Genomic DNA, 24,364 nt, shown 5'->3' with positions numbered 1-24,364 from the left:
GAGACCGTAGATGTTCCTGTCCAACTTCAGCATCAGCAAGCCCGTCGCGACCGTCGTCCTGGTCGTGGGCCTGATGCTGGTGGGCCTGCTGGCGTTGTCCAAGCTGCGGGTCAACCAGTTCCCCGACGTCGAGCCCCCCGTGCTCGTCATCAACGTGACCTACCCTGGCGCTTCGCCGGAGACGTCGGAACGCGAAATCGTCAACCGCATCGAGAAGGCGCTGCAGAGCATCTCGGGCGTGGACCGCTCCAACTCGACGTCGCGCGAGGGCGGCGCCACCATCGTGCTGGTGTTCGACTTCTCGAAGAACATGATTGAGGCCGCCGACGAGGTGCGCAACGCGATCAACTCGGTGCGCTACAAGTTGCCCATCGAGATGCGCGAGCCCATCATCACGCGGGCCGACCCGGGGGCGCAGCCCATCCTGCAGCTGGCGCTGTCCAGCACGTCGCTGACGCATGCCCAGCTCAGCCGCCTGGCCGAAGACCAGCTGGCCGAGCGGTTCCGCGGCATCCAGGGCGTGTCGGTCGTCAACGTGAACGGCGCGCTGAAGCGCGAGCTGTCCATCCTGCTGCGTGCCGAGAAACTGCGAGAGTTCGGCGTGTCCGTCACGGAGGTCCTGAGCGCCGTGCGCGCGCAGAACACGACGGCGCCCGTCGGCAAGGTGCGCGGCGCGCTGGAGGACCAGAGCATCCGCCTGCTGGGCCGGCTGGAGTCCCCGTCCGAGTTCGAGCAGATGATCATCAAGCGCAGCGGCGGCCAGGTCATCCGCCTGGGCCAGGTGGCCGAGGTGCAGGACGGCTTCGCCGAGATGACCGGCTACTCGCTGCGCAACGGCCGGCCCAACGTCGGCATCTCGGTCACGCGCTCGCGTGACGCGTCCACCGTCAGCGTGGCCGTGGAGGCCCGCAAGCTGGTCGAGGACATCCGCAAGGAACTGCCCCAGGGCACCACCATCGACATCACGCAGGACGGCGGCGAGGACGCCGAGAACAGCCTGCACAACGTGACCCACGCGCTGGTGTTCGGCGCCGGCCTGACCATCTTCGTCGTCTACGCCTTCCTGAACAGCTGGCGCTCCACGCTGATCACCGCGCTGTCGCTGCCCACGTCGGTGTTGGCCGCCTTCATCGCCGTGTGGCTGATGGGTTTCTCGCTGAACTTCATGAGCCTGCTGGGCCTGAGCCTGGCCATCGGCGTGCTCATCGACGACGCCATCGTCGTGCGGGAGAACATCGTGCGGCACATGGAGCGCGGCAGCGACCGGGTGACCGCCGCACGCGAGGGCACGGCCGAGATCGGCCTGGCCGTCGCGGCCACCACCTTCGCCATCGTGGCCGTGTTCGTGCCGGTCGCCTTCATGGGCAACGGCCCCGGCCAGTGGTTCAAGCCGTTCGCGCTGACCGTTGTGGCCTCCGTCATCGTGTCGCTGCTGATCAGCTTCACGCTGGACCCGATGCTGTCGGCCTACTGGGGAGACCCCCCGGGCTACCACGAGCGTGAGCAGAAGGGCTTCGGCAAGCTGCTGCATCGCTTCAACCACTGGTTCGACGGCGTGGCCGATGGCTACGGTCACGTCATCGCGTGGGCGCTGCATCACCGCCGCTGGATGGCCGCGTTCGCGGTGCTCAGCTTCGTCGGCGCCATCGCTCTCCAATACGTCGCGGGCGGCTCCAGCTTCCTGCCCAAGGCCGATGCCGGCTTCCTCGTCATCGACGTGCGCAGCCCGGCGTCCAGCAGCCTGGACTACTCCAAGCTCAAGCTCGATGCCGCCGCGGGGCTGGCCCGCGCGCTGCCCGAAACCAAGGCCACCATGGCCTATCCGAACGCGTCGGGCGGGCGCATCTACGTGGACATCGGCAAAAGCACCGAGCGCAAGCGCTCGGCCGACGACGTCGCGACGGATCTGCGGGGCAAGGTGGCGCGCCTGGTGGGCGCCGAGTACGTGGTGCTGGACGACCTGAACAACGGCGCCCAGAAGCCCGTGCAGATCCGCTTCTACGGCGCCGACAGCCGCAAGCTGCAGGAGCTGACACTGGAGTTCCAGCAGACGCTGCGCGGCGTGCGAGGCGCGGTGGACGTGGGCTACTCCGAGCAGGATCCGCAGAACGAGTTGCAGATCGAACTGGACCGCGGCCTGGCCAACCAGATGGGCATCTCCGTCAACGACGCGGCGCAGGCGCTGCGCGTGGCGTTCGCGGGCGTGGAGGCCGGCGACTGGATCGATCCGACCGGCGAGGCCCGCGACGTAGCCATCCGCCTGCACCCGGCCGACCGCGTGGACGCCGCCAACATCGAGCGCCTGCCCATCGCGGTCAGCGGCACCAACCGCATGGTGCCGCTGGACCAGATCGCCACGGTGACCATGGGCAAGGGCCCGGGCCAGATCCAGCATGGCGATGGCAAGCGCACCATCACGGTCAGCGCGAACGCGCAGGGCCGCTCGGCGGGCGAGATCACGACCGAGGCCGTCAAGCTGGCCAAGGCCATCAACTTCCCGCCTGGCTACGGCATCGAACTGGCCGGCTCCGCGCGCGACCAGCAGGAAGTGTTCTCGGCCATGATCACCGCGCTGCTGTCCGGCATCGCGCTGATGTACTTCGTGCTGGTCATCCAGTTCAACAGCTTCACGGCGCCGCTGGGCGTCATGCTGTCGCTGCCGCTGAGCCTGATCGGCGTCGTCGTGGCGCTCATCCTCACCAAGGGCACACTGAACCTGATGAGCCTGATCGGCGTCATCATGCTGATGGGGCTGGTGGCCAAGAACGCGATCCTGCTGCTGGACGCGACGCGCCAGGAGGAGCGATCCGGCATACCGCGCGAGGAGGCGCTGATGCACGCGGGCCGCAAGCGCTTCCGCCCGATCCTGATGACCACCCTGGCGCTGATTGCCGGCATGCTGCCCGTGGCCGTCGGCATCGGCGAGGGCGGCGAGTTCTACCGCCCGATGGCCGTGGCCATCATCGGCGGCACGATCACGTCGACGATCCTGACGCTGCTCGTCGTGCCGAGCTTCTACGACAGCATCGAGATCGCGCGCGACGGCGCCGTGGCCAAGTTCCGCCGTCGCGTGCCCCGCTTCACGGTGGTCGGCGCGTTCGTGCTGACGCTGATCGAATGCGTGCTGACGCTGTTGATGGTGCGCTTTGTGTTCCGCATGCTGGTGAAGCTGGGCCAGTTCGCCACCGGCCGTCGCGGCAGCGCTACACCAGCCGCCCAGGGTTGAGCAGCTCCAGCGGGTCCAGCGCCCGCTTGATGCTGCGCATCAGCGCCAGGGCCGTCGGGTCCTTGCGGGCGGCCAGCTCATCGCGCTTTAGCCGGCCAATACCGTGCTCGGCCGAGATCGATCCGCCACGGCGCTGCACGGCGTCGTAGACCTTCTCGTTGATGGCGGCCTCATGGGCTGCCAGGAACCCGGCCGGTGCGACGCCGCGCGGCGCCTGCACGTTGTAGTGCAAGTTGCCGTCGCCCAGATGGCCGAAGTCGATCACGTCGATGCCCGGCAAGTAGGCCGCCAGCGTGGCGTCCATCTCGGCCACGAAGCCGGGGATGGCGGACACCGGCAGCGAGATGTCGTGCTTGATGTTGAGCCCCGCTTGCGCCTGCGCCAGCGGGATGGATTCCCGCAGGTGCCAGAAGGACTTGGCCTGCTGCAGGTTCTGCGCGATGGCCGCGTCCTGCACGGCGCCACGCTCGAACGCGGCTTCCAGCAGCCCTTCGAACACGCCGCGCGCATGTTCCGCGCTCTCCGCGTCGGACAGCTCCAGCAGCACGGTCCAGTCGGCGGCAGCGAGCGGCTGCGCCAGTTGCGGCAGCTCGCGCGCCACCAGCGCCAGCGACGCGCGGTTCATCACTTCGAACCCGGTCAGCGCATCGCCCGCGCGCTGGCGCGCCAAGCCCAGCAGTGAGACGGCATCCTCCAGCGATACACAGGCAGCCAGCGCGGTCAGCCGGTCTTTGGGCTGCGGGTACAGCTTCAGCGTTGCAGCGGTGATGATGCCCAGCGTGCCCTCGCTCCCGATGAAAAGGTCGCGCAGGTCGTAGCCGGTGTTGTCCTTGCGCAGGCCGGACAGGCCGTGCCAGACCTCGCCGCTGGCCGTGACGACCTCCAGCCCCAGACAAAGTTCGCGCGCATTGCCATAACGCAGCACCTGGGTCCCGCCGGCATTTGTCGCCAGGTTGCCGCCCAGCGTGCACGACCCCTCGGCCGCCAGGCTCAGCGGGAACAGCATGCCGGCCTGCGCAGCCGCCGCCTGCACCTCGGCCAGCACGCAGCCGGCCTCGGCGGTCAGGCTGGCGTTGAAGACGTCCACGGCACGCACGCGCTTCATGCGCGTGAGGCTCAGCACCAGTTGCCGGCCGCTGTCGTCAGGCGTTGACCCACCGACGAGCCCGGTATTGCCGCCCTGTGGCACGACGGCCACTCGATGCTCATGGCACAGCCGCATCACGGCCGCGACCTCGTCCGTCGACGCCGGCCGCGCCACGGCCAGCGCGCGGCCTATGTAGCGCTTGCGCCAGTCGTTCTCGTAGGCGGCCAGGTCGCTGCCTTCCAGCAGCCCGGCCGCGCCCAGTTGGTCGCGCAGGCGCTGCAGGAACTCCGTCATGACGCCTTCGCGGCCGCCAGCCGCTGGCGGATCTGCGCGGTGCAGGCCGTGAAGATCACCAGCCCGAGCACCACCTCGGCGAGCGCCAGCCATTGACCGGCACCGCCCTCGCTGGTGGAGCGCACCAGGCCTTCCAGCACATACAGCCAGATGAACAGCGACAGCGCGCGGTAGGTGTACATGCGGTAGCGCCACAGCCCCGGCAGCGGCAGCAGCAGGGGCAGCGCCTTGATGGCGAGCGTGCCGCTGCCGGTGGGCGCCAGCCACAACTCCCACGCCAGGCACAGCGCGAACAGCAGCGCGGTGCTGGTGAACGCGAGCTGGCGCGACAGGCGTTCGCTGGGACGGGGGGCGGTTCTTTCAAGGGCAGTGGACATAGCTGCGGCATCATAGAAGCCATGTCCGCGACACCGTTGCCCTCGACTCCATCCGACAACCCCGATGCGCCGCTGGCGCGCAACCCCGTCGCGTTCGTGCAGAACTTCTTTGCCGACCTGATGGCCTGGCCCTGGCTGCAGACGCTGCACACCTTCCGCCAGCGTTTCCGCGAGGAAAAACTCGGTCTGACCGCCGGCAGCCTGACGTTCACAACGCTGATCAGCCTGGTGCCGCTGCTGACGGTGATGCTGGCGATCTTCACGGCGTTTCCGATGTTCTCCAGCTTCCAGACGGCGCTGGAGCAGTACTTCCTGAAGAGCCTGATCCCGCCCAACATCGCCAAGCCGGTGCTGGCGTCGCTGACGCAGTTCGCGGCCAAGGCCAATCGGCTGGGCGTCGTGGGCCTCGTCGTGCTGGGTGTCACCGCGCTGGCGTTGATGCTCACCATCGACCGCACCCTGAACGCCATCTGGCGCGTGCAGCGCCCGCGGCCCATGGCGCAGCGCGTGCTCGTGTACTGGGCCGCCATGACGCTGGGCCCGCTGCTGCTGGGCGGCAGCCTCACGCTGACCAGCTACGCCGTCAGTGCCGGCCAGGGCCTGTTCACCAAGTTGCCGGCCAGCGTCAGCACGCTGCTGGAGGGGGCGGACATCGTGCTGCTGGGCGTGGCCATGGCAGGCCTGTTCCATTACGTGCCCAACACGCATGTGCGCTGGCGGCATGCCGTCCTGGGCGGCATCTTCGTGTCTATCGGCTTCGCGTTCGCGAAGTCGTTGCTGGCGTGGTACGTGAAGAAGGTGCCGACCTACTCGACGCTGTACGGCGCCTTCGCCACCGTGCCGGTGTTCCTGGTGTGGGTGTATCTCGGCTGGGTCATCGTCCTGTTGGGCGCCATCCTGGCGGCCAACACACCGGCGCTGACCGGGCGGCTGCACCTTCGCGACGGCACGCCGGGCCAGCCGCTGGCGCTAGCGCTGGAGACGCTGCGCGAACTGCAGGCCGCACGCAATGCAGGGCGAAGCGGCCTGTCGAACCTGCGCCTGGCGCGGGCGTTGCGGGTGGACCCGTTGCAGCTCAGCCCCGTCATCGACCGGTTGCTGGCCATGGATTGGATCGGGCGGCTCGAAGAGGATGGTGCGCAGCGCCTGGTGCTGCTGTGCGAGCCGCAACACACGCTGGCCGAACCGCTGCTGACCGAGTTCCTCGCCAGCCGCGAAGGTCTGCTGGCCAACCTGTGGGCGCAGGGCGACTGGTCCGCGCTCACGCTGGAGCGCCTGCTTGCTGCCGAGCCGTCGGACTAGGAATGCAGCACGACCAATAGCGCCGTCGCCGACGACTTGCCCGCGTTGCGGATCGCGTGCGCTCCGTCCACCGCATAGCGCGCCGTTTCGCCGGCCTTGAGCTTGCTGGTCACGCCCTGAGCTGAGACCTCCAGGCCGCCCGTCAGCACGCTGAGGTGCTCGCGGGAGCCTGGCTCGTGCGCCTGTGAATCCAGCACGCCGCCGGGCTGCATGCTCAGCTCGTACCACTCGAATTGGCCGGCCAGCTCGATGGGCCCCAGGATGCGCAGCTTGCACAGGCCGTCCGGGCTGGTGAGTCCCGGCGTGGCGTGGGCGGGGACCGTCTCGATGGCGGGCGTCGTCGCGCGTTCGCCGCCCAGCAACTCGCCCATGTCCACGCCTAGCGCATTGGCCAGGCGCCAGACGACGGCCACCGTCGGGTTGGCCTGGTTGCGCTCGATCTGCGACAACATCGACTTGCTGACGCCGGCCCGCTTGGACAGGTCGTCCAGCGACAGACCGCGGCTGCTGCGCAGTGCCTGCAGGGCCGCGCCCACGCGGGGCGGTTCGGTGTCCATGTTCATGCTTGACCTGGATAGAAGTTTTTCAGATACTGCACGCATGTTCGATATATCGAACATGTTCAATTTACCGAATTGTGCACCAGGAGCGGCGCCATGAGCCAGGCCTTCTACCAACACCTGCAGTCCGAGCTGGACGGCATCCGCACTGCCGGCCTCTACAAGGCCGAGCGCATCATCACGACGCCACAGGGTGCGGTCGTGAAGACCACCGATGGCCGCGGGGTCATCAACCTGTGCGCCAACAACTACCTGGGCCTGTCGTCGCACCCGCAGGTCATCGAGGCCGCGCACGAAGCGCTGCGCACGCACGGCTTCGGCCTGTCGTCGGTGCGCTTCATCTGCGGCACGCAGGACCTGCACAAGGAATTGGAAGGCCGTATCGCCCGCTTCGTTGGCTGCGAGGACGCCATCCTGTACGCCGCCGCGTTCGACGCCAACGGCGGCCTCTTCGAGCCGTTGCTGGGCGAGCAGGACGCCATCGTCAGCGACGCGCTGAACCACGCCTCCATCATCGACGGCATCCGGTTGTGCAAGGCACAGCGGTATCGCTACGAGCACAACAACCTGGCCGATCTCGAGCGCTGTCTGAAGGAAGCGAAAGAGAAGGGCGCCCGCTTCACGCTGGTGTTCACCGACGGCGTGTTCAGCATGGACGGCACCATCGCCCAGCTCGACAAGATCCGCGCGCTGTGCGACCACTACGACGCGCTGCTGGGCATCGACGAATGCCATGCCAGCGGCTTCATGGGCAAGACCGGCCGGGGCACCGCCGAGCATTGCGGCGTGTTCGGGAAAATTGACATCGTCACCGGCACTTTCGGCAAGGCGCTGGGCGGCGCCAGCGGTGGCTTCACGGCGGCGCGCAAGGAAGTTGTCGAACTGCTGCGCCAGCGCTCGCGGCCCTATCTGTTCAGCAACACGCTGGCGCCCAGCATCGCCGGCGCGTCGCTGGCCGTGCTGGACCTGCTCGAAGGCTCGACCGCGCTGCGCGACAAGCTGGAGGCCAACACGGCTTACTTCCGCACAGCAATCCAGGCCGCCGGCTTCGAGATCAAGCCCGGCACCCACCCGATCGTGCCCATCATGGTCTACGACGCGGTCATGGCGCAGAAGCTCTCGGCCCGCATCCTGGAGCTGGGCATCTACGCGGTGGGCTTCTTCTTTCCCGTCGTGCCCAAGGGCCAGGCCCGCATCCGCGTGCAGATCTCGGCGGTGCACGAGCGCGAGCACCTGGAACAAGCTGTTGCCGCTTTCACGCAAGCGGGCAAGGAACTGGGGCTCGTCAAATGAAGATCCTCATCATTGGCGCCAACGGCCAGATCGGCACCGAGCTGGCCTCCGAGCTGGCGCGGCTGCACGGCAACGACGCAGTCGTCACCAGCGACCTGTCGCCCAAAGGCCGCGTGCCGCAGCTGCATCACGAGACGCTGGACGTGACCGACGCCGGCGCACTGGCCACCATCGTCAAGCGCCACAAGATCACGCAGATCTACCACCTGGCCGCCGCGCTGTCGGCCAACGGCGAGAAGCACCCGATGTGGGCCTGGGACCTGAACATGAAGGGCCTGCTCAACGTGCTGGAGCTGGCCCGTCACGAGAAGCTGGACAAGATCTTCTGGCCCAGCTCCATCGCCGCGTTCGGCCCGAACACGCCGGCCGTGGACACACCGCAAACGACGGTGATGGACCCGACGACCGTCTATGGCATCAGCAAGCTGGCCGGCGAGCGCTGGTGCGACTGGTACCACGCCAAGCACGGTGTCGACGTGCGCAGCCTGCGCTACCCCGGACTCATCAGCTGGAAGACGCCGCCTGGCGGCGGCACGACGGACTACGCCGTGGAAATCTTCCACGCAGCGCTCAAGGACGGCCGATACACCTGCTTCCTGGAACCGGGGCAGGCCTTGCCGATGATGTACATGCCGGATGCGCTGCGCGCCACCATTGAGCTGATGAACGCGCCGGCCGAGGCCGTGAAGCAGCGCGGCAGCTACAACCTCGCGGGTGTCAGCTTCACGCCAGAGCAGATCGCCGCCAGCATCCGCCGCCGCGTCCCTGGTTTCACGATGGACTGCGTGCCCGACTTCCGCCAGGCCATCGCCGCCAGTTGGCCGCAGCGCATCGATGACGCTGCCGCCCGCGCCGACTGGGGCTGGCGCCTGCACTACGACCTGGATGCCATGGTCGACGACATGCTGATGCATCTGACACGCGAACTGCAGCGCGATTGACACCATCGCCGGTGAGCGAGCTGCTAGGCTGTGCCGATGAAAACGGCCATGCCTGCGCTGCTGGGCTTCGCCGTGCTGGTTGCACTGCTGCCTCGCGTGGCGGTGGCCGACACGGCAGGTGACGAGGACGCACCCACGCGCTACCTGCTGGGCCTGTCGCTGCGCAACGGCCCGCAGTACGAAGGCTCGCGTTCACGCGAGACCAAGCTGCGCCCGGTGTGGGCGGCCAAGATCGGGCGTGTGCGCCTGACGACATCGGGCGGGAGCGCGCTGCTGGGCTTCGGCCGCGAGGACGCCGGCGCCGGCGCCAGCACGCAGCTCATCAACACCGAGCGCTGGCGCCTGGGCGTCTCCGCCCGCATCGACAGCGGGCGTGACAGCGGGGATGCCAGCACCACGCGCGGGCTGCCGGACGTGCGGCGCACGCTGCGGGCGCGGCTGTACGCCAACTACAGCCTCACGAAGGACTGGAACGTCGGCGCATCGGCATCGCAGGACGTGCTAGGCCGCCGAGGCGGCCTGACGATGAGCCTGGACACGGGCTACCGGCTCTACCGCAGTGACAGAACCGAATGGACCACCGGCGTGGGCATCAGTGCGGCCAACGCGCTGAACATGCGCAGCTATTTCGGCGTGCCGGCGTCCGCCGTGCAGACCAGCGGCAAGCCTGAGTACAACCCCGGCGCCGGCCTGCGCGACGTGCATGCGGGCATCAGTTTCAAGCACCTGTTCGCCAAGCACTGGTTCGTGTTCGGCGGCGCCGGCGCGAGCCGGCTGCTGGGGCCGACTGCAGACAGCCCTCTGGTGGAACGACTGGGGGGCGCATCGGCCAATATCGGCATTGCCTGGCGGAACTAGATCGGCATCAACGCCGTCAGAGCTTGACGCGCCCGCGCCAGATGTCGGCGTACATGACCCAGTCGCCCATCAGGCTGTACAGCGGGTACTTGAACGTGGCGGGCCGGTTCTTCTCGAAGAAGAAATGGCCGATCCATGCGAAGCCGTAGCCGCACAGCAGGCCGTTCAGCAGCCACACCGCATTGCCGGTGGCAAACAGCTGCCACAGGCAGACCAGCACCAGCGTCGAGCCGACGAAGTGCAGACGCCGATTGCGGCGGTCGCCGTGCTCGAGCAGGTAGAACGGATAGAACGCGGCGAAGCTGTCGAAGCGCGGGGTGCTCATGCAGGCATTCAAGCGCGTTGCCGACGCGCCGGCAAGGGCAGTCGCCCGAGGCTCAGGCGCCGCCCAGCGCCTTGAACAGCAGCGCCTGCCGCTGCCACTGCTGCAGCCGCAACTGGATGCTGCCCTGCTCGGCGTCCAGCCGCGCGCTCTTCACCTGCAGCCAGTCGGCGCGCGAGATCGTGCCGACCTCGTAGCGCAGCGTGGCCAGCCGCTCGTTCTCCGTGGCCTCGCGTAGCCGGCCAGCGTTGGCGGCCAGTTGCTCGGCCAGCCGCTGCGCCTCGATGCGCTGTGTCTCGATGTCCGCCTGTGCCTTGTCGAGGGCATCGCGCAGCGACAGCGCGGCCAGCTCCAGATCGCTGCGTGCGCCGTCGCGCTGCAGCGCCAGACGGCGCCAGTCGATCAGCGGGATTGCCAGGTTTGCCCCCAGCGACAGGGCCGGGTTGGCGAACCAGTCACGCACCTGCGCGCCGCCGGCTCCCAGGCTGGCGCTGAACGACAGCCGCGGATAGCGCTCGGCCTCGCGCGCGCGCAAACCGGCCAGCGCGGCGTCCACGGCCAGGCGGGCACGCTGCACGTCAGGGCGTCGGGCCAGCACATCGGCCGGGTCCGCCAACCGCCATTGCGGCGGCGCGGCCGCGGGCAGCACGGCGTCGGGCGCCGGCCCGGGCAGCGGTTCGGCCAGCAGCAGCGCCAGGCGGTGGCGTTGCAGGACGCTATCGGCGGCGTTGTCCGCCAGGCGGTTCTCGGCCGCTTGCACGGTCAACGCGATCTTGTCGATCTCGATGGGCAGCAGCTTGCCCTCGCGCACGCGGGCACGGGTCAGCTCCAGCGTTTCGCGGGTCAGCGCCAGCTGCGCCTCGGCCAGCGGGCGCTGGGCGCGCAGGGCGGCCAGGCTCCAGTAGGCATCGGCCACCTGGCTGCGGATGGACAGGCGGGCTGCATCGATGTCGGTGCGCGCTATCTCGGTCTGGGCCCGCTGCGCGACCTGCGACTGCGCCAGCCGGTCCCACAGGTCCAGCTCGTAGCCCAGGCCCACGGACGATCCATAACTTCGACTCCAGCCGGTGGAAGTCGTCACCGGCACGATGACGCCGCCGCCGATGTCGACGTTGCGCGTGCTGCTCTGCGTCTCTACCGGTCGGCTCGCGCTGAAGTTCAGGCCGGCGCTGGGCACCAGGCGCAGTTCACCCTGCTGCTGCAGCAACCGCGCCTGCTGCCAGCGCTGGGCGGCCTGCGCGATGTCGCGGTTGGCCGTCAGCGCACGGTCCTGCAGGTCCGCCAGCGTGGCGTCCAGCAGGCCGGACCAGTCGGGCTTCACATCGCCGGACGCCAGCGTCCAGGCGGCCGGCGGCACGATGTCGGGCGCGCGCTCGGCGGGGCCGTGGGCGCAACCGGCCAGCAGCGCGGCGACGGCAAGGGCAATCAGTTTCTTGTGCATGTTCACTCTCTTGCCAGCGCATCTACCGGGCTCAGTGCCGCCGCGCGCCGCGCCGGCAGCGTGCCGAACACCAGGCCCACGAGGCTGGACACCGCGAAGGCCACGCCCAGAGCGCCCCAGCTCACCACCACCTCGACCTGCTTCTGCGCGGCGTTCAGCCCTTGCGCGGCCAGCCAGCTCAGCAGCACACCCACCAGGCCCCCCAGGCAGCACAGCACGACTGCTTCGACGAGGAACTGCAGCCGCACGTCGCCCTGGCGCGCACCGACGGCCATGCGGATGCCGATCTCCCGGGTGCGCTCGGACACCGACACCAGCATGATGTTCATGACCCCCACGCCTCCCACCAGCAGCGAGATGGCGGCCACGCCCGCGAACACGGCGGCCATCGCACTGGTGATCTGCTTGAACTTGCGGAACTCCTCTTCGGCGTTGAAGCTGCTGAAGTCCTCGCGGCCGTGCAAGGCCTTGAGCCGGTGCACGATGTGCTCGCGCACCTGGTTTGGCGGTACGGCGTTGTCCAGGTTCACGTCGAAGCTCCAGACGTCGGCGCGGGGTTCCAGCTTGCGCGCGAAAGTGGTGTGCGGCAGGTAGAGCTGGCTGGTACCGCCGCTGAAGCTGATCGCGCCCCCGTCCGTGGCGGCGATGCCGATGACGGTGAAGGGCAGGGCGGTCGAGGGCGGCGCGGGCACCTGCCCTGCCGCCTGGCCGCCGCCAAGCTGCAGCAGCACCACCTGGCCCAGCGGGGACTGACCCTTTTTGAACAGCGCGTCGCGCGCCTTCTCGTCCAGCACCAGCACCTGGCTGTGCGCCTCGAAGTCCATTGAGCCGAAGTAGCGACCCTGCACGATCTTGAGCTTGCGGCCCTTCAATGTATTGACGTCGCCAGCGACGGCCTGCACCGTGGCGTCGCGCGACTGGTACCGCGCGGTCAGCTGCATTTGCCGGTTCAGCGTGATGCCGCGCACGCCTTCCAGTGCCCGCAGCGAGTCGATCTCGTTGGGCCGGAACGGCTTGGGTTGCACGCCTGGCGGCAGCGAAGGGTTGCCGGCCCAGAAGGGCAGACGGCCAGACATCATGCTGCCCACGTCCTTCTCGATGGACGAGCGCGCCGCCGTCGTCAGCGCCACGATGCTGACCACCGACGCGATGCCGATGCTGATGCCCAGCATCGACAGCGCCGTGCGCAGCCGGTTGCCCTTCAGCGCCAGCCACGCGGTCGCCACGGCCTCGCGCCACTGCACCTGCGTGCGCCGCAGCCAGCCGCCGCCCTGCACGGGCGGCGCGTCGCTGGGCAGCTCGCCGGGCGGCACATGGCCTGCTGGCGTGCCGTTGTCGGCGACGACCTTGCCGTCTTTCAGCTCGATGACGCGGCGCACATGCGCGGCCACGGCGGCGTCGTGCGTCACCAAGATGATGGTGTGGCCGCGTCCGTTCAGCTCCTTCAGCAGCCGCAGCATCTCCGCGCCTGACGCCGAGTCGAGCGCGCCCGTGGGCTCATCGGCCAGGATGATCTGGCCGCCGTTCATCAGCGCTCGCGCAATGGACACACGCTGCTGCTGGCCGCCCGACAGCTCGTTGGGCCGATGGTGCAGGCGCTCGCCCAGGCCCAGCCGTTGCAGCAGCGCGCGGGCACGTTCGCCGCGCGCGCTGGCGCCGGCGCCGGCATAGACGGCGGGCAGCGCTGCGTTGGCGCGTGCATCCAGGTGCGGCAACAAGTGGTAGCGCTGGAAAATGAAGCCGAAGCGCTCGCGGCGCAGTGCGGCCAGCTGGTCGGGGCCGAGCGTGCTGGCGTCGGTGCCGCCAATCAGGAACTGGCCGCGCGTGGGGTTGTCCAGGCAGCCCAGCACGTTCATCAACGTGCTCTTGCCGGAGCCCGACTGACCCATGATGGCGACGAACTCGCCGGCCTGGATGGCCAGGCTCACGCCGTCCAGCGCGGGTACGTCGATGTCGCCCAGCTGGTAGTGCCGGGCGACGTCCTTCAGCTCGATGAGCGACATGGTCAGGTGCCGGCGGCGCTGGCGGCTGACGCGCTGGGCGGTGCCAGCAACACTTTCTCGCCGACCTTCACGCCGTCGATGACCTGCACCCGGGCGCCGTCCTGCAACCCGACTTTCACCTGCCGCGGGGTCTGCTTGTTGGCAGCGTCCAGCACCTGCACGGTGAATCGGCCGTCCTTGTTGTCGCGTTCGCCCAAGGCGACGATGGGCATGGTGGGCACCTGTTTGACGGTGCCGGTCTCGATGTCGACCTGAACGGTCATGTCGCTGTACAGCGCCCTGTCGCGGTTGTCCACGTCGAACAGCACGTTGTAGAACACCGCATTGCCGGCGCGCTCGGGCACCGGCTGGATGACGCGCAGCTTGCCTTCGTAGCGCTTGCCTTCGCCGGACAGCGTCGAGAAGCGCGCGGTCTGGTCGAGTTTGATGGACTGGATGTCGGCCTCGGGCACCCGGGCGCGCACGGTGATGGTGTCCAGGTCGGCCAGCGTCAGCATGACGGGCGTGACCTGGATCGCGATGACGGTCTGGCCTGCTTGCACGGGCAGGTTGACGACCGTGCCGTCCATGGGGGCCGTGATGCGCGTGTACGACAGGCGCAGCTTGCGGGTCTCCAGGTCGGCCTCGAAGCGCGCGACCGTCGCGGCCTGGCCGCGCAGCGCGGCCTCGATCTTGGCGAGATCGGTCTCGGCGCGTTCGGCCTCGGTAGTGGCAGTGGCCTGGCCGGCCAGCAGGCGGCGCTGGCGTGCCACCTCGCGCCGCGAGGCCTCGGCGTCAACCTTGCTGCTGTCGAGCTGCGCGCGGGCCTGGGCGAGCGCTGCCTCGGCCTGTGCCACGTCGCTGCGCGCCAGCTCGGGGTCCAGGCTGACGAGCAACTCGCCCTTCTTGACCTGCTGGCCCAGCTGCACGTGCAGCGTCTGGATCTGGCCGCTGACCTGCGCGCCCACGTCCACCTTGGTCTTGGCTTGCAGCACGCCGGCGGCCTGCACGGTCTGCGTGATGTCGGCCAGCGCGACGACGCCGCTGGGTGGCGGCGGCGGCAGCACCGGCTTGCGCGTGGCCCACCAGGCGATGCCTGCGACGGCGATCACGGCGACGACGATCAGGCGCGTGCGCCAGCGCTTCAGGAATGCTTTCATGTCCCTCCCGGGTGCGGGGTCTGCGCCCCATTGAAAACCTAGCGTAACTGTCGAGCGGGACGCTCGCTCAGCTGCCACGCATTCTGTTTCGTCAAGCGAGGCTTGGCGAAAGTCATGCGGGGTCAGGACTTGCTATCGACTGTGCGATGTCAGCCGCGCCAGCGGCGATGCAGCGCTAACGCCCGGCGCCACCGTGCGCGCACCACGGGCCGGCCGGGTGTCCTCGTCCTCGGCGCCAGCGGACAACGCGGCGATGCTCTCCGGGCTGCGGCGCATCGCCACGCCCACGGCCAGGATGTCGATGACCAGCAGGTGCAGGATGCGGCTGACCATGGGCAGGTGGGTCTCGATGTCCTCGACGTGGTCGACGATCAGCGTCACGTCGGCCTTCTTGGCCAGCGGGCTCTGACTGGCCGTGATGGCCACCACCTTGGCGCCGCGCTCCTGCGCCTTCTCGACCACCGCCAGCAGCTCCGGCAGCCGCCCCCCGCTGCTGATGACGACGGCCACGTCGCCCTCGCGCAGCACGTCGGCCGCCAGCAGCTGCAGGCGCGGGTCGGTGTAGGCCCCGCAGGGCATGCCGAAGCGCAGGAACTTGAACTGCGCATCCTGCGCGACCACGCTGTAGTGGCCCAGCGCGAAGAACTCGATGCGGCCGGCAGCCAGCAGCATCTCGGTGGCGCGGTCGATGGTGTCGCGGTTCAGGTGGCTGCGCACCTGCAGGATGGCGCTGGCGGTGTTGCCCAGCACCTTGGCCCCCAGCTCCAGCATGGAGTCGTTGGTGTTGACCTGCGTGTGCGTGACCGGCACCGTGCCCGTCAAGCCGGAAGCCAGACGCAGCTTGAAGTCCGACAGGCCCTCGCAGCCGAGCGACCGGCAGAAGCGGATGACCGTGGGCTGGCTGACGCCGGCCGCGCGGGCGATCTCGGCGATGGGGTCGTTCAGCACCGAGCGCGGCTGGGCCAGCACCAGGTCAGCCACGCGCAGCTCGGCCGGCGACAGCTCGCTGCGGGCGCGGCGGATCTGCCCCAGGATGGCCGAGCCGGGCGAGGCCTGCAGGTGGCGCAGCTGGTTCTCCAGGATGGCCGACGCGCCTTTGAAGGTCGCATGCTCGGCGGTGATGACGAAGGTGGGAATGGCGGCCACGTAGTCGTGGAAGCGGCCCTTGTCCTCGAAGCGGGCGCGGAACGGGCTGCGGTCAAACCATTCGCCCAGCCGCGGCACGATGCCGCCGCCGATGTAGATGCCGCCCAGCGACCCCAGCGTCACGGCCAGGTTGGCGGCGGCCGTGCCAAGCAGGCCGCAGAACACCTCCAGCGTCTCCACGCACAGCGCGTCGCCGTCGTCCAGCGCGCGCTGTGTGATGGCGGGGGCGAGCAGCGCCGGCACGTCGCTGACGCCGTTGCGATCTGCCAGCGCACGGTAGATCAGCTCGATGCCGGGGCCGGAGATCAGCCGCTCGTAGGAGACGTGATCCAGCGTCTGCCAGGCGAACTTCAGGATGTCCATCTCGCGCGCATCGCGCGGGCCGAAGTTCACGTGGCCTCCCTCGGTGCCCAGCGCGATCCAGCCTTCACCCGCGGGAATGAGCCCCGACACGCCCAGGCCCGTGCCCGCGCCCAGCAGCCCGATGACGCTGGGCCGGCGCGCCTGGCCGCCGCCGACCTGGCGCACGTCCACGTCGGCCAGGCGGGGCAGGGCCATCGCCAGCGCGGTGAAGTCGTTGACGACCACGAGCGTGTCCAGCTCCAGGCGCTGGCGCATCTCGTCGATCGAGAACTGCCAGTGGTAGTTGGTCATGCGCACCCGGTCGCCCTCGACCGGGTTGGCGATGGCGACCGCCGCATGGGCGATCTGCTGCGGCCCGCCATCCGCCCAGCTCAGGCCGGCCAGGTAGGCGCTGACGGCGGCGTGGAAGTCGGCGTGGTCGGCACAACGCAGTGACACCATCTGCGTGAATTCGCCGGGGCCGAGTTCCAGCGCAAACCGGGCATACGTGCCGCCAATATCGGCGAGCAATCGGGGGCTGTCGAAACGAGGCATGGGCGAAAACCTGGCAATACCGGCGATGCGGAAACGGGCGGATTATTCAGCAGCCCGCGCCACGACCCCGAACGGGCTGAGGTGCAGGCTGTGCATGTAGCTTCACTACAGTACGCTGCGAGTGCAATTTCCCCAGGAGAGAGCGCGACTTTCGAAATCGTGAAAGCGATTTCGGCAGCCTCGATTCGGCTTTGGGGTGGGTCTGTATTGTCGAAAGTATGTAGTTTTGCTACCGTCCGCGCCGACCGAAATTTTTAGCTGTTTGCCTGTGTTTCTCCAAACCCCAAAGTTGATGCCACGCCGCCCCTTGTTGAATCTGCAGCGGGTGCCGGCATGAGCGCGCCCTATCCCTGGCTGGTGGCTGATGTCGGTGGCACGAATGCGCGTTTCGGCACCGTGGCAGGCCCTGGCGCCGACGTGCAGGACGTGCGGGTGCTGCCCGTGGCGGGCCACGCAGGCCCGGCCGCCGCGGTGCGAGCCTATATCGACGGCCAAGCGCCGGGCGCGGCTCACCCCCAAAGCGCCGCGTTCGCGCTGGCCACGCCGGTGCAGGGCGACCGCATCGCACTGACCAATGGCGCATGGGACTTCTCCCGCTCGGGCACGCAGGCCGAGCTGGGGCTGAAGACCTTCCTGTGCATCAATGACTTCGAGGCTCAGGCGCTGTCGCTGCCCAAGCTGAAGCTGCATCAGTTGAAGGCCTGGGGCGATGCCCCGGCGGCCATGGGCGACGCGCCGGTCGGAACCATCCTGGCCGTCATCGGCCCGGGTACCGGGCTGGGCGTGGGCGGCGTCATCCGTGCGCGCGGCCTTTGGCTGACGCTGCCGGGCGAGGGTGGCCATGCGACGCTGGCGCCGGGAGACGACTTCGAGAGCGCCGTGCTGGCGGCGGCGCGACGCGAGTTCCCGCACGTGTCGGCCGAGCGTTTCCTGTCGGGCATCGGCCTGCCGGTGCTGTGCCGCTCGGTCGCGGCAGCCCTGGGGCAGGGCGAAGACGTGACAGCCTTGCCGGCAGACCAGATCGTCGCCCGCGGCCTGGCGGGCGAATCGCCTGCCTGTGCACGCACGCTGGAGCTGTTCTGCGGTCTGCTCGGCAGCTTTGCTGGCAACGTGGCGCTGACGCTGGGGTCGCGCGGCGGCGTCTTCATCGGCGGCGGCATCGTGCCGCGGCTGGGCGACTACTTCTTCAAGTCGCAGTTCCGTGCCCGCTTCGAGGCCAAGGGCCGGCTGCACACCTTCGTCGACGGCATTCCCACGGCGCTCATCACGGACACGCTGGCGGCCCTGTCCGGTGCCGCGCTGGCGCTAGAGCAGGCAGACGCCTGAGGCGGCGCGGCGGGCGATGCCTGCCGGCCTGATCCACCGGTGCGCCGCGCTCGCGGCGCCGAACTTCCCTGTCGACTCGGTGAGCTGACCTGCATCACCTGGCGCGCCCGGGTCGGCGCAGCCGTGCAAGCGATGGTCAGCTGCGCCTGCTGGGGCTGGAGTGCCTCCCCGCCAACGCGCACGAGCGCACTTTTTCTACGCTGCCGCCACATTCATTTAACGATGTAGTTGAGCTACAGGTCGGCGCTGTGTGCTGATTTGTACGCTGGGCATCAGAGGCCGATATGGGTGGAGTAACTCTGGTTAACCCTTGGTTTTTGGTGGAAACCTGGTCGCTTTTGCGCAACTTCTAGGGTTTACGCAGATGCGGTTCAAAATCTAGTTTTGATACAAACTGGCCAGAGACGTTGGGTTCTCGCCCCAAGGATGTGCGCAACAGCCCGCGCGCATGTCGTGGGCCAAGCCGCTATCCAAACCAGAGGAGACATTCATGACCTTGAGCAACGCCAAGCGCGGCTCGGACGCTGGTGCGTCCTTCCGCATCAGCCCAGTCGCCATCGGCTGCACGCTGCTGATCGCCGCCGCCGCGGCGACAGCCCAGGAAACGCCGCCCCAGCAGCTGGAAACCGTCACGGTCACCGGCATCCGCAAGGGCATCGAGGCTGCGATCTCGGTCAAGCGCAACAGTGACTCCATCGTCGAGGCCATCTCGGCGGAAGACATCGGCAAGCTGCCCGACTCGTCCATCGCCGAATCGATCGCCCGCCTGCCCGGTCTGACAGCCCAGCGCGTGAACGGCCGTGCGCAGGAAGTGCAGATTCGCGGCCTGGCCGGCCAGTTCGCCACCACGCTGCTGAACGGCCGCGAGCAGGTCAGCACCGGCGACAACCGCTCCGCCGAGTTCGACCAGTACCCGTCGGAACTGCTGAGCGGCGTCACCATCTACAAGACGCCTGATGCGGCGCTCGTGGGCCAGGGCCTGTCCGGCACCGTCGACCTGCAGACCGTCCGGCCGCTGAACTTTTCCGGCCGCACGATGGCCATCAACCTGCGAGCCGAGAAGAACTCGCTGGGTCGCCTGAACCCGGGTGCCGCCAGCGACAAGGGCAGCCGCGCAAGCTTCTCGTACATTGACCAGTTCGCCGACCGTACCGTGGGCATCGCGCTGGGTTATGCACGCCTGGATTCGCCGAACCAGAACAACTACTTCCGCAATTGGGGCTATCCGACTGGCAGCGGCACGATCAACGGCAACACGTACAACGATGTGCGCGTGCCTGGCGGCGTGCAGCTGCGCAACGAGTCGGCCACGCAAAAGCGCAACGGTCTGATGGGCGTGCTGCAGTGGAAGCCGTCCAAGGACTTCGAGACGCTGGTGGACGTCTACCGTTCCACTTATGAGCGCAATGCCGTCCAGCGTGGCTTCGAAGCCGGCCTGGCCTGGGGCAACACGCAACTGACCAACCCCGTTGTTGAAGGCGCGACGTCGACCGGTCCCAATACTTACACCGGCGGCGTGCTGACCCAGGGCGTGTATTCCGGCGTCAAGCCGGTGCTGCGCCACGACCTGAACGACCGCGAGGACACGATCTCAGCCGTGGGCTGGAACAGCAAGCTGGTCATCAGCCCGGCGCTGACGCTGGTGGGCGACCTGAGCTGGTCCAAGGCCAAGCGCCAGGAATCCATCCTGGAGCTGTATGCGGGCACGGGCGCTGGTGCCCAAGGGGCGACCGACACGTTCAATGTCGTGCTGCCGGTGGGCGGCGGTCTGCCCAGCATCACGGCCGGCCTGAACTATGCGGACCCGGCGCTGATCAAGCTGGTGGACTCCGGCGGCTGGGGCCAAGCGGGCTACCTGAAGGATCCCAAGGTCAGCGACGAGATCAAGTCCGCCCGTCTATCGGCCAAGGTCAGCCAGGATCTCGCCTTTTTCACTGGTGGCGAGGTGGGCTTGAACTTCACGCAGCGCGAGAAGTCGCGCAACGTGCCCGAGTGGTTCCTGGACTTGAAGACGTCACCGACCACCATCCCGGCGGGCCTGCTGATGGGGCCTAACAGCCTGGGCTACGTGGGGCTGGGTGACTTCATCTCGTATGACGGCCGCGCCGCTGCGGCGCAGTTCTACAACCTGCGTCCCAACCTCGGCAACAAGGACATCATCAACAAGGACTGGACGGTCAAGGAAGACATCACAACCGCATTCTTCAGGGCCGACGTCGATACCGAACTGCTGGGCCTGCCGCTGCGCGGCAACCTGGGTGTGCAGGCGGTGCATGCCGACCAGAAGTCCAACGCCTTCAACATCCAGGGCGCAACGACCAGTCCGGCAACCTACGGCACGAAGTACACCGACTGGCTGCCGAGCCTAAACCTCAGCTGGCAGGTCGCCAACAATCAGAACCTGCGGCTGGGCCTGGCACGCCAGATCACCCGCCCGCGCATGGACGACCTGCGCGCGACCAACACCTACAGCGTGGATCTCACCAAGGTCAACGACAAGGGCGATCTGGGTGAGTGGAAGGGTGACGGCGGCAATCCGGCATTGAAGCCGTGGAAGGCCGATGCCATCGACTTGTCCTACGAGTACTACTTCGGCAACAAGGGCTACGTGTCGCTCGCCGCGTACTACAAAGAGCTGAAGACCTACATCTACAAGCAGAAGATCAACATCAACTTCCAGGACCGCTTCGGCACACTGTCGGTGCCGCCGAACACGCTGACACCGTCGTCGCTCAACGGGTTGTTCGAAACACAGGCCAATGGCGAGGGTGGTTCCATGTCCGGCGTGGAACTGGCCGTGTCGCTGCCGCTGCAGATGGTGAGCAACTTGCTTGATGGCTTCGGCGTGCAGCTGAGCTACGCCTACGTCGACAGCAAGATCTCGCCCTTCGGTCCTGGCGACTCGCGCCCGCTGCCAGGCCTGTCGCCCAACACCTACAACCTGACGGCCTACTACGAAAAGCACGGCTTCTCGGCCCGTGTCAGCACGCGCATCCGCGATGGTTTCGTGGGCGAAGTGACCGGCTTCGGCGCGGACCGCGCCTTCGAGTACGTCAAGAAGGAACAGGTCACCGACCTGCAACTGGGTTACGAGTTCCAGAGCGGCGTGGCCAAGGGGCTGTCGGTCGTGTTCCAGGTCAACAACCTGGGCAACGAGCCCTATGTCGAGTACTACAACAACGACATCACGCAGACCAAACAGTACACCAAGTACGGCAAGACCTACCTGTTCGGCGTGAACTACAAGTTCTGACCGGCGCTGTGCCTGAGTGAACGAGCCCTTGCCGGAGCAATCCGGCAAGGGTTTTTTGCATCGACGACGCATGCCAACATGGCACGCGCCAGCAGCTTCTTCTTCTGACCATGGCCCTGATCCAAGACATCGTCATCGTCGGCGGTGGCACCGCCGGCTGGATGACCGCCGCCGCGCTGTCCACGGTGCTCCGCGGGCGCTATCGGCTGCGCGTCGTCGAGTCCGACGATATCGGCACCGTCGGCGTGGGTGAGGCCACCATCCCGATGATCCAGCGCTTCAACCGCGTCGTCGGCATCGATGAGAACGAGTTCCTGCGCGAGACGCAGGGCACGTTCAAGCTGGGCATCGAGTTCGTCAACTGGGGCCGCGTGGGCGAGCGCTACATGCACGGCTTCGGCAAGCTGGGGCAGGACCTGTGGACCGTGCAGTTCGAGCAATACTGGCACCGCCTGCGCGCGCTGGGTCGTGCGCAGCCGCTGGAGCAGTACAGCATCGCGCGCATGGCGGCGCTGGCCAACAAGTTCATGCCGCCCCGCCCCGACCTCGGCAACTCGCCGCTGGGGGAGATCGCCTACGCCTATCACTTCGACGCGAGCCTCTACGCGCGCTACCTGCGCGGCCTGGCCGAGCAGCGCGGCGTGCAGCGCACCGAAGGCAAGGTCACGCACGCCAGGCGGCGCGGCGAGGGGGCCAATCCTGGTCAACACCCGGGCCATGTCGACGCAGTCGTGCTGGCAAGCGGCGAGCGGATCGAAGGCCAGCTGTTCATCGACTGCACAGGCTTTCGCGGCCTGCTCATCGAGCAGACGCTGAAGACCGGTTTCGAGGACTGGACGCACTGGCTGCCTTGCGACCGCGCTGTTGCCGTGCCGTGCGAATCCGTGAAGCCGCTGACGCCTTACACCCGCTCGACCGCGCACCGCGCCGGCTGGCAGTGGCGCATCCCGCTGCAGCACCGCATCGGCAATGGCCATGTGTACTGCAGCGCCCACATCAGCGACGACGAGGCGGCGGCGACCTTGCTCGCCAACCTCGACGGCCAGCCGCTGGCCGACCCGCGGCCCATCCGCTTTCGCACCGGCATGCGCCGGCTGGCCTGGAACGAGAACGTCATCGCCATCGGCCTGGCTGGCGGGTTCCTGGAGCCGCTGGAGTCCACGTCCATCCACCTGATCCAGGCGGCCATCCAGCAGTTGCTGGACTTTTTTCCGGATCAGGGCTTCAGCGCAGGCGACATTGCCGAGTTCAACCGCCACAGCCGCTTCCACTGGGAGCGCATCCGCGACTTCGTCATCCTGCACTACCACCTCAACCAGCGCGACGACTCCGCCGGGGTGGGGTTCTGGCAGGACTGTGCGCACATGAAGGTGCCCGATTCGCTGCAGGAAAGACTGGACCTCTACCGCAGCCACGGTCGCGTCGTGCGCCGCGACAACGAGCTGTTCTCCGAGGTCGGCTGGATCCAGGTCATGGAGGGCCAAAACCTGGTGCCGCAACGCCACCATCCGCTGGCCGAGCTGCAGGACGCGGATGCCACCGAGGTATATCTGGAGGGCGTGCGCGAGGTCATCGCCAAGTGCGTGGCCTTCATGCCCGACCACGCGGCCTACGTCGCCGAGCACTGCGCGGCGAAGCCGTTGTGATGTGATGCCCGTCAGACCTCCATGCGCTGCGCCACCCACTCGGCCAGCGCCAGCGATGCCGTCAACCCTGGCGACTCGATGCCCAGCAGGTTGACCAGGCCGGGCGACATGTCCACGCGGAAGTCCGCTGCCGGCTCGCCGGGGCCGCCGAGCTTGGGCCGGATGCCGGCATAGGCAGGCTGAAGCGCGTCGGCCGGCAGGTCGGGCCAGTAATGACGCACCTCGGCCTCGAAGGCCGGCGCCAGCACCGGGTCGACGGCGTAGGCGAGGGCGGCCGGGTCGGCGTCGGGCAGCCATTGGACATCGGGCCCGAAGCGTGCCTGGCCGCCCAGGTCCAGAGTCAGGTGCACGCCCAGCCCGCCGTCCACCGGCAGCGGGTATATCAGGTGCGAGAACGGCGCCCGGCCGCTCAGCGAGAAGTAGTGGCCGCGCGCGAAGCGCAGCGCCGGCGCTTCAGCGCCGAGCGCCTGCGCCACCTGGCCCGCAAACAGCCCGGCGCAGTTGACCACCCAGCGCGCGCCCAGCTCGAAACCGTCGCCGGCACGCAGCCGCCAGCCGTCGCCGTCGCGTTCGCCACCGTGAACCGGACTGGCCAGCGCCAGCACCGCGCCTGCCGCCTCGGCATCAGCCAGCAGCGCGGTCATCAGCCCGTGGCTGTCCACGATGCCGCTGGAGGGCGACCACAAACCGCCCACCGCCCGCAGCGCCGGCTCGCGCGCCAGCAGCTGCGTGCGGTCCAGCAGCGCCAGGTCGTCCACGCCGTTGGCCGCGCCTTGAGCGGCCAGCGCGGCCAGCCGGGGCAGGTCGGCCTCGCGCGTGGCCACCACCAGCTTGCCGCAGCGCCGGTGCGTGACGTGGCGGGCCGCGCAGTAGTCGTACAGCAGCGCTTTGCCGCGCACGCACAGCCGCGCCTTCAGGCTGCCGGCCGGGTAATAGAGCCCGGCATGGATGACCTCGCTGTTGCGGGCTGAAATGCCGGTGCCTATGGCGCCGGCGGCTTCGACGATGACGACCTCGCGCCCGCGATGGGCCAGCTCGCGGGCGACGGCCAGGCCCACGACGCCGGCGCCGATGACGGCAATTTGCACTTGATCCATGACCCTCAGCCTAGCAGGCGGTCTTGCCTAAAATCCCCACCGCGTCGTCCAAGCGGCGCCGTCCCGCCGAGGGGTGCTGCGACGAAGGCCACGATGCCTTCGCCACGCTCGGGGGAGACGCTGGATCAAGGGCGCCCTTCATTGAAAGGGTTTGCT

Annotated in this window: 17 protein-coding genes and 1 riboswitch; of the genes, 8 read left to right on the top strand and 9 right to left on the bottom strand. The window is 68.2% G+C overall.

The window, feature by feature from the left end; translation table 11 throughout:
- Positions 1–10: 10 nt before the first annotated feature.
- Entirely contained in the window at positions 11–3,226 is a 3,216-nt protein-coding gene (locus ACG02S_RS05915) for an efflux RND transporter permease subunit (RefSeq protein WP_394469519.1), read from the top strand.
- Here ACG02S_RS05915 and ACG02S_RS05910 read toward each other — a convergent pair.
- On the bottom strand, positions 3,204–4,607 hold the full coding sequence (locus ACG02S_RS05910) for an FAD-binding oxidoreductase (protein WP_394469518.1): 1,404 nt from the start codon (positions 4,605–4,607) through the stop codon (positions 3,204–3,206). The genes ACG02S_RS05915 and ACG02S_RS05910 overlap by 23 nt on opposite strands.
- Complete coding sequence (locus ACG02S_RS05905) at positions 4,604–4,984, bottom strand: DUF2069 domain-containing protein (RefSeq protein ID WP_394469517.1); 381 nt, start codon at positions 4,982–4,984, stop codon at positions 4,604–4,606. Before ACG02S_RS05905 ends, ACG02S_RS05910 begins: the two co-directional genes overlap by 4 nt.
- A 21-nt stretch (positions 4,985–5,005) precedes the next feature.
- Here ACG02S_RS05905 and ACG02S_RS05900 point away from each other — a divergent pair, with 21 nt between their 5' ends.
- Positions 5,006–6,286, top strand: coding sequence for a YihY family inner membrane protein (locus ACG02S_RS05900; protein WP_394469516.1), 1,281 nt, complete (start codon positions 5,006–5,008; stop codon positions 6,284–6,286).
- On the opposite strand, the gene ACG02S_RS05895 is transcribed toward ACG02S_RS05900, so the two are convergent.
- A complete protein-coding gene (locus tag ACG02S_RS05895) occupies positions 6,283–6,849 on the bottom strand; it encodes a helix-turn-helix domain-containing protein (RefSeq protein WP_394469515.1) in 567 nt (188 codons plus the stop codon). The two genes, ACG02S_RS05900 and ACG02S_RS05895, sit on opposite strands and share 4 nt — an antisense overlap.
- A gap of 93 nt (positions 6,850–6,942) precedes the next feature.
- Between ACG02S_RS05895 and kbl the strand changes: the two genes are divergently transcribed.
- From kbl to ACG02S_RS05880, 3 genes are read left to right on the top strand one after another with little or no spacing between them, the layout of a single operon-like run.
- Positions 6,943–8,139 carry a glycine C-acetyltransferase gene (kbl, locus tag ACG02S_RS05890; protein ID WP_394469514.1) on the top strand — a complete coding sequence of 399 codons (1,197 nt, stop codon included), beginning with the start codon at positions 6,943–6,945 and terminating at the stop codon, positions 8,137–8,139.
- A complete protein-coding gene (locus ACG02S_RS05885) occupies positions 8,136–9,080 on the top strand; it encodes an NAD-dependent epimerase/dehydratase family protein (RefSeq protein WP_394469513.1) in 945 nt (314 codons plus the stop codon). Before kbl ends, ACG02S_RS05885 begins: the two co-directional genes overlap by 4 nt.
- 48 nt (positions 9,081–9,128) lie before the next feature.
- Positions 9,129–9,938: a MipA/OmpV family protein gene (locus ACG02S_RS05880; protein ID WP_394469512.1), complete on the top strand. Its 810-nt coding sequence runs from the start codon at positions 9,129–9,131 to the stop codon at positions 9,936–9,938.
- A 16-nt stretch (positions 9,939–9,954) separates the two neighbouring features.
- Here ACG02S_RS05880 and ACG02S_RS05875 read toward each other — a convergent pair whose 3' ends face one another.
- The 5 genes from ACG02S_RS05875 to ACG02S_RS05855 all read right to left on the bottom strand — a co-directional run bounded on the left by ACG02S_RS05875 (position 9,955) and on the right by ACG02S_RS05855 (position 16,886).
- Positions 9,955–10,263, bottom strand: a complete 309-nt coding sequence (locus tag ACG02S_RS05875) for an Mpo1-like protein (RefSeq protein WP_394469511.1) — start codon at positions 10,261–10,263, stop codon at positions 9,955–9,957.
- A 52-nt stretch (positions 10,264–10,315) separates the two neighbouring features.
- Entirely contained in the window at positions 10,316–11,701 is a 1,386-nt protein-coding gene (locus ACG02S_RS05870) for a TolC family protein (RefSeq protein WP_394469510.1), read from the bottom strand.
- Between the two features lie 2 nt (positions 11,702–11,703).
- On the bottom strand, positions 11,704–13,704 hold the full coding sequence (locus tag ACG02S_RS05865; RefSeq protein ID WP_394469509.1) for an ATP-binding cassette domain-containing protein: 2,001 nt from the start codon (positions 13,702–13,704) through the stop codon (positions 11,704–11,706).
- A 2-nt stretch (positions 13,705–13,706) separates the two neighbouring features.
- Positions 13,707–14,843 carry an efflux RND transporter periplasmic adaptor subunit gene (locus ACG02S_RS05860; RefSeq protein ID WP_394469508.1) on the bottom strand — a complete coding sequence of 379 codons (1,137 nt, stop codon included), beginning with the start codon at positions 14,841–14,843 and terminating at the stop codon, positions 13,707–13,709.
- 132 nt (positions 14,844–14,975) lie between these two features.
- Positions 14,976–16,886, bottom strand: a complete 1,911-nt coding sequence (locus tag ACG02S_RS05855; RefSeq protein ID WP_394469507.1) for a glucokinase — start codon at positions 16,884–16,886, stop codon at positions 14,976–14,978.
- 333 nt (positions 16,887–17,219) lie between these two features.
- Here ACG02S_RS05855 and glk point away from each other — a divergent pair, with 333 nt between their 5' ends.
- The 3 genes from glk (at position 17,220) to ACG02S_RS05840 (ending at position 23,111) form a co-directional block, all read left to right on the top strand.
- Entirely contained in the window at positions 17,220–18,212 is a 993-nt protein-coding gene (gene glk, locus ACG02S_RS05850) for a glucokinase (protein WP_394469506.1), read from the top strand.
- A gap of 490 nt (positions 18,213–18,702) precedes the next feature.
- Positions 18,703–21,465 (top strand): TonB-dependent receptor, encoded by a 2,763-nt coding sequence (locus ACG02S_RS05845; RefSeq protein WP_394469505.1) that lies wholly within the window; start codon positions 18,703–18,705, stop codon positions 21,463–21,465.
- A 110-nt stretch (positions 21,466–21,575) separates the two neighbouring features.
- Positions 21,576–23,111: a tryptophan halogenase family protein gene (locus ACG02S_RS05840; RefSeq protein ID WP_394469504.1), complete on the top strand. Its 1,536-nt coding sequence runs from the start codon at positions 21,576–21,578 to the stop codon at positions 23,109–23,111.
- A gap of 11 nt (positions 23,112–23,122) precedes the next feature.
- On the opposite strand, the gene ACG02S_RS05835 is transcribed toward ACG02S_RS05840, so the two are convergent.
- Complete coding sequence (locus ACG02S_RS05835; RefSeq protein ID WP_394469503.1) at positions 23,123–24,208, bottom strand: NAD(P)/FAD-dependent oxidoreductase; 1,086 nt, start codon at positions 24,206–24,208, stop codon at positions 23,123–23,125.
- Between the two features lie 62 nt (positions 24,209–24,270).
- Positions 24,271–24,352: riboswitch (S-adenosyl-L-homocysteine riboswitch) on the top strand.
- The last annotated feature ends 12 nt before the right edge of the window (positions 24,353–24,364 follow it).

This window comes from Pelomonas dachongensis, from assembly GCF_043555865.1.
In the GTDB taxonomy this organism is placed as follows: Bacteria; Pseudomonadota; Gammaproteobacteria; order Burkholderiales; family Burkholderiaceae_C; genus Pelomonas; species Pelomonas dachongensis.
Note: the sequence above shows the minus strand (reverse complement) of the source record. Positions and strands in the feature narration are given on the sequence as shown.